The sequence below is a fragment of the Rubrivirga litoralis genome (assembly GCF_031846415.1).
Lineage (GTDB): Bacteria > Bacteroidota > Rhodothermia > Rhodothermales > Rubricoccaceae > Rubrivirga > Rubrivirga litoralis.
In genome coordinates, this window is the sequence record NZ_JAVRHT010000022.1 from 50,300 (window position 1) to 62,087 (window position 11,788).

At 71.6% G+C, this 11,788-nt stretch carries 10 protein-coding genes; 7 read left to right on the forward strand and 3 right to left on the reverse strand.

Going from position 1 to position 11,788, the window contains the following annotated elements; translation table 11 throughout:
* Positions 1-175: 175 nt before the first annotated feature.
* Positions 176-970, reverse strand: a complete 795-nt coding sequence (locus tag RM540_RS10455; protein WP_311663815.1) for a polyprenol monophosphomannose synthase — start codon at positions 968-970, stop codon at positions 176-178.
* Positions 971-1,224: 254 nt separating this feature from the next.
* Here RM540_RS10455 and pdhA point away from each other — a divergent pair, with 254 nt between their 5' ends.
* From pdhA to RM540_RS10480, 5 genes are all read left to right on the forward strand, one after another.
* A complete protein-coding gene (pdhA, locus tag RM540_RS10460) occupies positions 1,225-2,385 on the forward strand; it encodes a pyruvate dehydrogenase (acetyl-transferring) E1 component subunit alpha (protein ID WP_311663817.1) in 1,161 nt (386 codons plus the stop codon).
* Complete coding sequence (locus RM540_RS10465) at positions 2,303-3,460, forward strand: pyruvate dehydrogenase complex E1 component subunit beta (RefSeq protein ID WP_311663819.1); 1,158 nt, start codon at positions 2,303-2,305, stop codon at positions 3,458-3,460. Before pdhA ends, RM540_RS10465 begins: the two co-directional genes overlap by 83 nt.
* A 93-nt stretch (positions 3,461-3,553) precedes the next feature.
* The gene (locus RM540_RS10470) at positions 3,554-5,110 is read left to right on the forward strand and encodes a pyruvate dehydrogenase complex dihydrolipoamide acetyltransferase (protein ID WP_311663821.1); all 1,557 of its coding nucleotides are present in this window, start codon (positions 3,554-3,556) and stop codon (positions 5,108-5,110) included.
* Between the two features lie 185 nt (positions 5,111-5,295).
* Positions 5,296-6,126 (forward strand): metallophosphoesterase family protein, encoded by an 831-nt coding sequence (locus RM540_RS10475; protein ID WP_349256320.1) that lies wholly within the window; start codon positions 5,296-5,298, stop codon positions 6,124-6,126.
* 52 nt (positions 6,127-6,178) lie between these two features.
* Positions 6,179-7,483, forward strand: a complete 1,305-nt coding sequence (locus tag RM540_RS10480; RefSeq protein ID WP_311663823.1) for a DUF3667 domain-containing protein — start codon at positions 6,179-6,181, stop codon at positions 7,481-7,483.
* Here the strand turns inward: RM540_RS10480 and RM540_RS10485 are convergent.
* Both RM540_RS10485 and pckA read right to left on the reverse strand, forming a co-directional pair.
* Positions 7,480-7,863, reverse strand: a complete 384-nt coding sequence (locus RM540_RS10485; RefSeq protein WP_311663825.1) for a hypothetical protein — start codon at positions 7,861-7,863, stop codon at positions 7,480-7,482. The two genes, RM540_RS10480 and RM540_RS10485, sit on opposite strands and share 4 nt — an antisense overlap.
* A 94-nt stretch (positions 7,864-7,957) precedes the next feature.
* The gene (pckA, locus tag RM540_RS10490; protein ID WP_311663827.1) at positions 7,958-9,583 is read right to left on the reverse strand and encodes a phosphoenolpyruvate carboxykinase (ATP); all 1,626 of its coding nucleotides are present in this window, start codon (positions 9,581-9,583) and stop codon (positions 7,958-7,960) included.
* Positions 9,584-10,020: 437 nt separating this feature from the next.
* Here pckA and RM540_RS10495 point away from each other — a divergent pair, with 437 nt between their 5' ends.
* Both RM540_RS10495 and RM540_RS10500 read left to right on the forward strand, forming a co-directional pair.
* Positions 10,021-10,143 carry a hypothetical protein gene (locus RM540_RS10495; RefSeq protein WP_311663829.1) on the forward strand — a complete coding sequence of 41 codons (123 nt, stop codon included), beginning with the start codon at positions 10,021-10,023 and terminating at the stop codon, positions 10,141-10,143.
* Positions 10,140-11,648: an asparagine--tRNA ligase gene (locus tag RM540_RS10500; protein ID WP_311663831.1), complete on the forward strand. Its 1,509-nt coding sequence runs from the start codon at positions 10,140-10,142 to the stop codon at positions 11,646-11,648. The genes RM540_RS10495 and RM540_RS10500 overlap by 4 nt, the downstream gene beginning before the upstream one ends.
* Positions 11,649-11,788 lie beyond the last annotated feature (140 nt).

Consider the following 11,788-nt stretch of genomic DNA (forward strand, 5'->3'; position numbering starts at 1 on the left):
GTTGTGTAGGGTTTGGGAGGGCGGGGCGTGCATCGCTCTCGGGCAACCACCCCGCCCCGCCCCTTGACGCCGCGGGCGGGGCGGCAGTCATCTTTGCTGAACCCTGAACCCTGAACCCTGAACCCTGAACCCTGAACCCTGAACCCTGAACCCTGAACCCTGAACCCTGAACCCGTCAGAGCCGCCCCGCCAGGTCGCGGAGCCTCAGCTCCCACACCTTCCGCGCCGCCTCGCGGACGATCTCCTTCGTCATCTTGCTCTCGCCCTCGCTCCGCTCCGTGAACACGATGGGCACCTCGACGAGGCGGAAGCCCTCGCGCCAGGCCCGGTAGTTCATCTCGATCTGGAACGAGTACCCGTTCGAGCGGACGCGCCGGAAGTCGATGGCCTCGAGCACCTCGCGGCGGAAGCACTTGAACCCGGCGGTCACGTCCTGGAGCGGGAGCCGCGTGATGGCCCGCGTGTAGACGCCGGCCCCGTAGCTCAGGACCAGGCGCCCGAGCGGCCAGTTGAGCACGCGGAGCCCGTCGATGTAGCGGCTCCCGACGGCCACGTCCGCCCCGCCGGTTTGCGGTCCGCCCCCGGCCTCCGAAGGCGGGAGGCACGCGACGACGAGGCGCGTGAGGTCGTCCGGGTTGTGCGAGAAGTCGGCGTCCATCTCGCACACGTAGCGGAAGCCGGCGTCGAGCGCGACGCGGAACCCGTCGAGGTAGGCCGTCCCCAGGCCCGACTTCCCCGGCCGCCGGAGGAGCCCGACGCGGGCGGGGTGGTCGCGCTGGATCGCGGCGACGACGTCGGCCGTCCCGTCCGGCGACCCGTCGTCGACGACGAGCACCGAGAACGCGCCGTCGAGCGTGAGCACCCGCTCGACGAGCGCCCCGATCGTCCCGGCCTCGTTGAACGTCGGGACCACGACGACGGCGCTGAGGCCCCGGTCCGGGTCGGGGGGCGTGAGGAACGGGGCGGGCACGACGCGGACGGCGGGGGCGGGGCGGCGCAGGATACGGCCCGAGCGGGCGCCGCTGAACGCGGGGCGGGGCGGAGCCGCCGTTGAGAGACGACGGAGACCGCTCCGCGGGGCCACCCCGCCCCGCCCCGCGGCGGTAGCTTGGGCGGACTCCCAGGGCGGGGCGGATCTCCGGCGCGCAGTCACCGGTTCCGCCCCGCCCCCGGAGCCCCCTCCCGAGTCCCCCGTGGGACGCCCCTTCTGACCACCCCGCCCCCATGGCCGGCACGACGAAGACCTCGACGAAGACCCCCAAAGGGGACGGCGCAGCCAAGAAGGCCGCTCCCAAGAAGAAGGCCGCGTCGCCCGCGACCAACGGGGCGTTCACGCCCGACACGCCGGACGTCCGCGTGTACCGGGGGAGCGGCCGCACGCACGAGTCGCTGGGCCTGAGCGCCGACGACGTGCTCGAGATGTACCAGAACATGCTGCTCCAGCGCCGCTTCGAGGAGCGGGCGGCGCAGATGTACGGGCGCCAGAAGATCGCCGGCTTCCTCCACCTCTACATCGGCCAGGAGGCCGTCTCGACCGGCGCCGTCCGCGCCCTCCGCGACGACGACCCCATCATCACGGCCTACCGCGACCACGGCCTCGCGCTCGCCCGCGGCATGTCGTCCGACGCCGGCATGGCCGAGCTGTTCGGGAAGATCGACGGGTGCAGCCGCGGCAAGGGCGGGTCGATGCACTTTTTCGACGTCGACAAGCACTTCTACGGCGGCCACGGCATCGTCGGCGGCCAGATCCCCGTCGGCGTCGGCATGGGGTTCGCGCTGAAGTACCGCGAGACGGGCGGGGTGGCGCTCGCCTTCTTCGGCGACGGCGCCATCAACCAGGGCGCGTTCCACGAGGCGGCCAACCTGGCCTCGCTCTACGACGTGCCGGTCCTGCTCATCGTCGAGAACAACGAGTACGCGATGGGCACGTCGGTCGCCCGCGCCCGCGGCGACGCCAACCTCTACAAGCAGGGCTACCCGTACGGCATGAAGACGGCCGTGATCGACGGGATGGACCTGTTCGAGGTCTACGGCGCCTTCCAGGAGATCGCCGACGACGCCCGCGGCGAGACCGACGGCCAGACGAAGCCGTACTTCGTCGAGGTCCAGACCTACCGCTACCGCGGCCACTCGATGTCGGACCCGCAGAAGTACCGGACGAAGGAGGAGCTCGAAGGCAAAAAGGGCGAGGACCCCATCCTCCGCGTCAAGGCCTACATCCTGGAGCACGAGCTCTTCCCCGTCGAGCGCCTCGACGAGGTCGACGAGGACGTCAAGGCCGAGGTTATGGCCGCCGTCGACTTTGCCGAGCAGTCGCCGCTCCCCGACGTCTCGACCATGTACGAGGACGTCTACGCCCAGGAGGACTACCCCTTCATCGTCTAGCGGTCCACCCCGCCCCGAACCAACACGCAATACGAAACACGCAGCAGCCACGCGCAGACAACGTGTTGCGTGTTGCGTGTCGAAGCTCCCAGCTATGGCCGAGTTGCAGTTTAGAGAAGCCCTCCGCGACGCGATGACGGAGGAGATGGAACGCGACGAGAGCGTGTTCCTCATGGGTGAGGAGGTCGCCGAGTACGACGGCGCCTACAAGGTGTCGCAGGGGATGCTCGACCAGTTCGGGCCGAAGCGCGTCGTCGACACGCCGATCTCGGAGTCCGGATTCACCGGGCTCGGCATCGGGGCGGCCATGCTGGGGCTGCGGCCGATCATCGAGTTCATGACGTGGAACTTCACGTTCGTGGCCTTCGACCAGATCGTCTCGAACGCCGCCAAGGTCCGCTACATGTCGGGCGGGCAGGCCAAGGTCCCCATCGTCATGCGCGGCGGGAACGGCGCGGCGGGGCAACTCGGGGCCACGCACTCGAACTCCGTCGAGGCCTTCTACACCAACGTCCCCGGCCTCAAGGTCGTCGCGCCGTCCAACCCGGACGACGCCAAGGGCCTGCTGAAGGCGGCCATCCGCGACGACGACCCCGTCCTGTTCCTGGAGTCCGAGCTCATGTTCGGCCTCAAGGGCGAGGTCTCGGACGAGAAGGACTACCTGCTCCCGATCGGCAAGGCCCGCATCGCGCGCGAGGGCGACGACCTCACGATCGTGGCCCACTCCAAGAGCTACTGGCTCGCGATGGAGGCCGCCGAGGAGCTCGCCAAGCAGGGCTACGAGGCGACCGTCATCGACCCCCGCACGCTCCGCCCGTTCGACACGGACGCTGTCGTCGAGTCGGTGAAGAAGACGAACCGGCTCGTCATCGTGGACGAGAGCCAGCCGTTCGGCGGCGTGGCGTCTGAGGTCGCGTTCCGCATCCAGCAGCAGTGCTTCGACCACCTCGACGCGCCCATCGAGCGCGTGACGGCGAAGGACGTGCCGGCCCCCTACGCCAAGAACCTGATCGAGGCCTGGATGCCGTCGGTCGACGAGACGATCCAGGCCGCCAAGCGCGCGCTGTACGTGTAACAAAGAGGGATGGAGGATGGAGGCATAGAGGGATGCCGCCCCGCCCGTGCCCGCCGTATCCCTCGATCCCTTATCCCTCAATCCCTTTTTGTCATGGCGATTGCAGTTGAAATGCCCAAGATGAGCGACACGATGGAGGAGGGCGTCCTCGTGTCGTGGCTCGCCGACGAGGGCGCATCCGTGTCGGCCGGCGACGTGATCGCCCAGGTCGAGACCGACAAAGCGACGATGGACCTCGAGGTCTACGACGACGGCGTGCTCCTCAAGCGGGTCGTCGGCGAGGGCGACAGCGTCCCCATCGGCGCGCTCATCGCCGTGCTCGGCAAGGAAGGCGAGTCGGTCGACGACGTGGTCGCCGAGTACGGCGGCGACGGGTCCGCCGGGAGCGCGGCCGACGTCGAGGCCGCCCCGCCCGCGCAGCAGGAGAACGAGCCGGCCCCGGCCGGCCTCGAAGGCAAGACGGCCACGGCCGACGCCATCGACGCCCCGGCCCCGAGCGCGCAGCCGCTCGGCGGCGACGGGACCACCACCCCGCCCGCGGCGCAGAGCCGACAGGGCGGGGCGGACGCCGGCGCGGCCGGGACCACGGCCGAAGGCTACGGCCACCGGCCCGACGCCGCCGAACCGCAGGTCGGCGCCAGCCAGCCCACGACGTCGGCCGCCCAGGGCGGGGCGGCGCAAGACGGCGGCCGCGTCAAGGCGTCGCCGCTGGCGCGGCGGATGGCCGACGAGGCCGGGCTCGACCTGGCCCAGATCGCCGGCTCCGGCCCGGACGGCCGCGTCGTCAAGCGCGACGTGGAGGCGGCCCGCGAGGGCGGGGCGGCCCAACCCGCAGCCCGCTCGGCGCAACCCGTCGAGGTGCCCGCGAACCGTCCGGCTGCGCAGCCCGCCACCCCGCCCGCGGCGCAGGGCGGGCCACAAGCCGGCGGACCGCAAACGGGCGGGGTGGAGACTGGCGGGGCCGACCTCCGCATCACGCAGATGCGGAAGACGATCGCCCGGCGCCTCGCCCAGAGCAAGTTCACGGCCCCCCACTTCTACCTCACGGTCGACGTGGCCATGGGCGGGGCGATGGCGTTCCGCAAGGACCTCAACGCGGTCGCCGCCGAGCGCGACATGGGCAAGGTGAGCGTGAACGACCTCATCACGAAGGCGTGCGCCGTCGCGCTCCGCCGGCACCCGATGGTCAACGCGAGCTACCTCGAAGACGAGGGCGTGATCCGCCAGCACGAGGCGGCCCACGTCGCCGTCGCGGTCGCCATGCCCGAGGGCCTCATCACGCCCGTCGTCCGCAACGCGGACGCGAAGGGGCTGGCTCAGATCGCGGCCGAGACGCGCGACCTCGCCGGCCGCGCCCGCGACGGAAAGCTCGACCCCTCCGAATACGCCGGCTCGACGTTCACGACGTCGAACCTGGGCATGTTCGGGATCTCCGAGTTCACGGCCATCATCAACCCGCCCAACGCCTGCATCCTCGCGATCGGCACCATCCGCGACGTGCCCGTCGTCGAGGGCGGGGCGGTCGTCCCGGGCCAGCTCATGACGCTCACGCTCTCGTGCGACCACCGCGTCGTCGACGGGGCCACGGGCGCCGCCTTCCTGGGCGACGTCAAGGACCTGCTGGAGGAGCCGCGCCTGATGCTGCTGTGAGCGAGCGGGGTTCAGGGTCCGGGGTTCAGGATTCGGATGCCGCCCCGCCGCCGCGCGAGCGGGGCGGGGTGGGGGAGACGGGCGCCACCCCGCCCCACAAAGAGAAGGCGGAAGAGCGCTCTTCGACCTTAAACCCTGAGCCGACAGGCCGGCGCAGCCAACCTCCGAACCCTGAACCGATCCGCCTGGCTCATCTGTCCGACGTTCACTTTGGGCGGATCTCGCACCCGCGCATCGTCGACGCGCTCGTAGACGAGGTGAACGGGGCCGGACTCGACCTCGTCGTCGTCTCGGGCGACCTGACGCAGCGGGCGCGGACGCGGGAGTTTGTGGCGGCGCGGGCGATGCTGGACCGTTTCGACGCGCCGGTGCTGGTGGTGCCTGGCAACCACGACGTCCGCGCGTGGTGGCACAACCCGTTTGCCCGGCTGTGGCGCTCGTCCAAGCGCTTCCGCCAACTGGTCAGCCCCGACGTGACGCCGTCGTTCGCGGAGCCCGGCCTCGCCGCGTTCGGCCTCAACTCGGCCCACGGGTGGACCATCAAGGGCGGGCGCATCCGGCCAGAGCACGTGGCGGAGATGGAGACGTTCTTTTCGCGCCAGCCGCTGGATGCGTTCCGCGTGCTCGTGCTCCACCACCACCTCCTGGTCCTGGAAGGGCTCGACAGCGACGAGGTCTCGCGCGGGGCGAGCCGGGCGATCGGGGCCGCCCAGCGTGCGCGCGTCGACCTCGTCCTGTGCGGCCACCTCCACACGAGCCACGTGGCCCCAGTCGAGCTCTCGCCCGCGACGGCCGCCGGCGGGGGCCACCGCGTCGTCATCGCGAGCGCCGGCACGGCCACGTCGAGCCGCGGGCGGGGCGTCGACCGCGACGTCAACTTCTACAACTGGATCACGGTCGAGCCCGAGCGCTTCGTGGTCCAGGAGCGCCGGTTCGACGCGGGGGCGGGGCGGTTCGAGGCCGCGCGCGAGTCGACGTTTGACCGCGACCGCCGCCCCGCCCGGTCCGGCGCGTAACGTGGGCGGGGCGGCCCCGTAGGTTGGTGGCCACCCCGCCCACGGCCCGCTCGTGCCCGACCCCGACGCCCCCGCCGCTCCTCCCCGCCGTGCGCGGCTCCCCGAGCCGACGACCGCCCCGCCCTCAGGGGACGGGGCGTGCGCGAACTGCGGCACGCCGCTCGCGGGGCGTTATTGCAGCGAGTGCGGCCAGCGCAACGAGCCCCTCCGCCTGCCGGTCCACCGCTTCGTCGCCCAGTCGTTCACGGAGTTTTTCGGGCTCGACGGTCGCGTCTGGGCCACGCTCGGCGTGCTCCTGTTCAAGCCAGGCAAACTCACGGCCGAGTTCCTGGCGGGGCGGCGGCAGCGGTATCTCCGCCCGCTCCGGGTTTACCTCTCGGCCACGCTCGTCTTCTTCGTGCTCCTCGCGCTCCTCGACCCGGTCGGCCGCGTCCGCGACACCATGTTCGACGAGGGCGGGGTGGACCTCGACTCGACTGTCGTCGTCGCGGCCTACCTCGCGGACGTCGAGGCGCAGATCGCGGACGAGCCGGCCCGCATCGCGCGGGCCGAGCGCGCGGCCGACTCGCTCCGGGCCCGCCTCGACAGCCTGACCCGGGCGGCCGTCCCTGGCGGGGTGGTCCTGGACGGCGTGGCCGCCGACTCGCTCCGCCCCGCCCTCGCCCGCCGGGCCGCGGATTCGACGTACGACGACGTCTTCGACGACCTCGCGGACGCCGCCGCCGACGCCGACGACGCGCGGAACGACGCGAGGCAGCGGACGGCGGGACTGGAGCTGGAGGCCGCCTTGCTCCGCACGCTCCCGCCCGACAGCACGGTCCGCCTCGCGGACGTGAAAGCGGCGCGGGCGCAGATCTACCCGGAGGCCAACGCGAATATCGGCCTGCCGGACTGGATGGTCCGCTCCGAGTCGCTCCGGCGGATCAGCGAGGCCAAGACGGGGGAGGAGTCGGCCGACGCTGGCGTGGCCTTCTTCCGCGAGGCTGTCGGCAAGGTCCCGACGGTCCTGTTCCTCATCCTGCCCGTGTTCGCGCTCCTCCTGAAGCTCCTCTACGTCCGGCGCGGGTGGTACTACTCGGAGCACCTCGTCTTCGGGCTCCACACGCACGCTTTTGCGTTCGTCGTGTTCTCATTTCTTGCTCTGCTAGCGGTGCCTACCAGGAGCGCTGGAGTAGCCGTCCTAGGCGCTGCCCTTTGGGCTTCAATCCCTGTCTACTTCGTCGTTGCCCAAAAGCGGGTGTACGGGCAGGGCTGGATCAGGACGATCCTAAAGTCTTTCGTCCTCGGTTGTGCCTACTTCTTCGTCTTGGTCGCTGGTCTTATTGGCGCGATCCTCCTCGCCGGCGCGCTGGGCTAGAGCCCGAACGCCGCCGCCGCCGGGGCGGGGCGGAGCGCGACCACCCCGCCCTCGCCCGCGCCGTCGTGGAGCGGGCCGTCGGCCGTCACGAGCGGGGCGGAGGCGGCTAGCGCGAGGGCGGCCAGGGTCTGATCGAGCCGCCCGGCGAGGTGCGCCCATGGGGCGAGATCGACCGCCCCGCCCCAGCGCCCAGCGTCGCGGAACACGCCGGTCCAGTCGAACGCTGCGAGCGGGGGGATCTGGCCGACGACACACTCGGCCTCGGCGCGTGTGGCCGCGTTCCACACGGTGACGAGCCGCCCCGCCCGCGCCGCGGCCACCAAGCGCCCCGACGCGCTCGCCGGGCGGAAGCCGGCGCCGACGAACACGTTCGCGTCCAAGACCGCGCGGGGCGGGGCGGAGGGCCGTAACGACGCCGCCCCGCCCACGACGAGCGGGGCGGGGCGGCAGAAGCGCTCGGGCGGGGTGGTCAGACTAGGCGTTGGCGACCGAGTCGAGCTGCTTGGCCGGACCGGCCTGGCGGACCGCCTCGGACACGTTGGCCGCGTACTTCTCGAAGTTGTCGGCGAACATGCCGGCCAGCTGCTCGGCCTTCGCGTCGTAGGCCGCCGCGTCGTCCCAGGTCTGGCGCGGCTGCAGGACCTCCGACGGGACGGCCTCGATCTGAGTCGGCACCTGGAGGCCGAAGACCGGCTCCGTGTCGGTCTCGACGTCGTCGAGCTCGCCCGCGAGCGCGGCGTTGACCATCCGGCGCGTCCAGGCCAGCTTCATCCGCTCGCCGGTCCCGTACGGCCCGCCGGTCCAGCCCGTGTTGACGAGGAACACGCGGGCGCCCGACGACTCGATCCGCTCGCCCAGCATCTCGGCGTAGCGCGACGGCGGGAGCACCATGAACGGCTCGCCAAAGCAGGCCGAGAACGTGGCCTTGGGCTCGGTCACGCCGCGTTCCGTGCCGGCCACCTTGGCGGTGTAGCCGCTGAGGAAGTGGTACTGCGCCTGCTCCGGCGTCAGCTTGGAGATCGGCGGGAGCACGCCGAAGGCGTCGGCGGTCAGGAATACGACGGTCTCCGGCACTCCGCCCATCCCGTCGTCGCTGGCGTTCGGGATCTGGTAGATCGGGTAGCTCAGCCGCGTGTTCTCGGTGATCGTCGCGTCGTCGAAGTCGATCGAGCGGTCCTCGTTGAGGACCACGTTCTCGGCGAGCGTCCCGAACTCATGGGTCGTGGCAAAGATCTCGGGCTCGCCCTCGGGGCTCAGGCGGATGGCCTTGGCGTAGCAGCCGCCCTCGAAGTTGAACACGCCCTCGTCGCTCCACCCGTGCTCGTCGTCGCCGATCAGGACGCGGCTGGCGTCGGCCGAGAGCGTCGTCTTGCCCGTCCCCGAGAGCCCGAAAAAGATGGCCGTGTTGCCGCCGCCCTCGGCCTCATTCGCCGAGCAGTGCATGGGGAGCACGCCCTGCTGCGGGAGCACGTAGTTGAGCGCCGAGAAGATGGACTTCTTGATCTCGCCGGCGTAGTTGGTCCCCCCGATGAGGACGAGCTTGCGCCCGAGGTGCAGGAGCACGAACGTCGACGAGTTGAGCTCGCCCATGTTCTTCTCCGTCGCCTTGAAGTCGCACAGGTCGAGGACCGTGTAGTCGGGCTCGAAGTCCAGGAGCTCCTCGTCGGTGGCGGGCCGGAGGAACATGTTGTAGGCGAACATCGAGTGCCACGCCTTCTCGGTGATCACGCGGACCTTGACCTGGTAGCGCGGGTCGGCGCCGGCGTAGCAGTCGCGGACGAAGATGTCGCGGCCGGTCGCGTAGCGGCCCATAGCTTCGTGGAGGTCGTCGAACGTCTCCTCGGAGACCGGCTTGTTCGTGTTCCCCCAGGCCACGTCGTCCTCGCTCGACGGCTCGCGCACGACGAAGCGGTCGTTCGGCGAGCGCCCCGTGTGCGGGTCGGTCCGCGTGGCGAGCGGGCCTCCGGCGGCCATCCGGCCCTCGCCGCGCCGGACCGAGAGCTCGACGAGCCGGGCGGGGGGGAGGTTGTAGTAGACCGTCTGCGTGCGGTCGAGGCCGAGGTCGGTCAGGTGCGAGAGGACGGGTTCAGGGGCGTTCATGCGGCGGGGCGGCCGGGAAGCGCTTCCAGGCGGCCGGCGGTGGATCAGGAGACGGGCGAGCGGTACCTACTCGGGCGGGGTGGGGCGGGATTCCTGCGCGGCCGCCAACGCACCGCATCTTCGACGGTGGCGGGAAAGGGAAAAGGGGCGCGCGGGCGGGGTGGCGCTCGTTTTGTTCCGCCCCGCCCCGTGTAGACCTGGGCGGGGCGGTGACAGGCGAAGCCGCCGTCGAATGGAGGCGGCGGCAGTCCCCCTCCTGGCCACCGCGCAGCGTCGGCGCAGCCAGGAGGGGCTAGGGGTGGTTGTCGGGTGGGCGGGGCGGTCAGAGAAAGGCGCCGCCCCGCCCGACGTAGTTGCCCGCCGTGCCCGCCCCGCCCACGGGCGACCGGCGGTCGCCCCTACGACACCGCCCGGGCGCTGCGGCCCGACGGCGTTGCATGCAACGCCGCTACGGCGGCCGCCCCGCCTGCGCCGAGGGCGGGGCGGTGATCGCCCGCCGTCTGCGTTCCGCCCCGCCCGTAGCTTTCCGGCTCCCCACCCCGCCCGAGCCCCCCCGATGACCGAGCCGTTCACGCGCGTCGCCGCCCTCCCCGCCCACGTCGGCGAGACCGTCACCGTCAACGGGTGGCTCTACAACGGGCGCGGGTCGAAGGGGCTCCGGTTCCTCGAGCTCCGCGACGGGAGCGGGGTGGTGCAGGTCGTCGTCCGCGAGGGCGACGTCGACGCGGGCTCGTGGGAGGCGGCCGAGGCGCTCACGCAGGAGTCCGCGTTCCGCGTCGTGGGCGAGGTCCGCGCTGACGAGCGGCAGACGGGCGGCGTAGAGGTGCAGGCCGCGTCCGTCGAGGTGCTGGCGCTCGCCGAGCCGTACCCGATCACGCCGAAGGAGCACGGCGTCGAGTTCCTCATGGACCGCCGGCACCTGTGGATGCGCTCGCAGCGGCAGTGGGCGGCCATGCGCGTCCGCAACCGGATCATCACGGCCATCCACGGCTACTTCCAGGGCGAGGGCTACGTCCAGATGGACGCGCCGATCTTGACCGGGAACGCCGTCGAGGGTACGTCGACGCTGTTCGAGCTCGACTACTTCGACGAGCCGGCCTACCTCACGCAGTCGGGCCAGCTCCACGGCGAGGCGATGGCGATGGCGCACGGCAAGATCTACACGTTCGGGCCGACGTTCCGGGCCGAAAAGTCCAAGACCCGGCGGCACCTCACGGAGTTCTGGATGATCGAGCCCGAGATGGCGTTCTACGACCTCGACATGAACATGGAGGTCGCCGAGGAGCTGCTTGTTGCCATCGCCGAGGCCGTTATTGCAGATTGCAAACCCGAGCTGGACATCCTGGGCCGCGACGTCGACGCCCTCCGCCGGGCCACGCAGACGCCGTTCCCGCGCCTGACCTACACCGAGGCCGTCGACCTGCTCACGAGCGAAGAGACGCAGGCGATGCTCGACGCCGAGATCGCGGCGCTCGAAGAGGAGCGGGGCGGACTGGAGGCCGAGCGCGACGAGAACCGCGCGGCCTACGGGCAGGCCAAAAAGGGCGAGAAGCGGCGGATCGACGCCCGCGAGATCGAGATCAACGTCCGCCTGGACGAGATCGAGGAGGCCCTCCGCAACCTCCCGCAGTGGAAAGCGAGCGCCCGCGACTTCGAGTGGGGCGCCGACCTCGGCGGGTCGGACGAGACCGTGCTCACGCGCCACTTCTCGACGCCCGTCATCGTCCACCGCTACCCGGCGGCCGTCAAGGCGTTCTACATGAAGCGTGACCCCGAGGACGACCGCCTCGCGCTGGGCATGGACGTGCTCGCGCCCGAGGGCTACGGCGAGATCGTCGGCGGCGGCGAGCGGGCTACGGACCTGGCGTTCCTGCGCGAGCAGGTGGCGGCGCACGGGCTGCCCGAGTCGGCGTTCGACTGGTACTTCGACCTGAGGCGCTACGGCTCGGTCCCCCACGCCGGCTTCGGCCTGGGCCTGGAGCGGACCGTGGCGTGGGTGTGCGGGCTGGGGCACGTCCGCGAGACGGCGCCGTTTCCGCGCCTGCTCGGGCGGCTCCACCCGTAGCGGACGGCCCCGCCCGCGGCGCGGGGCGGGGTGGCGCGGGCGGGGTAGGCACGGGCGACCGCCGGTCGCCCCTACGGCGGCCACCCCGCCCCGCCCGTGCGCCGCGGCCCGACGGCGTTGCATGCAACGCCGCTACGACC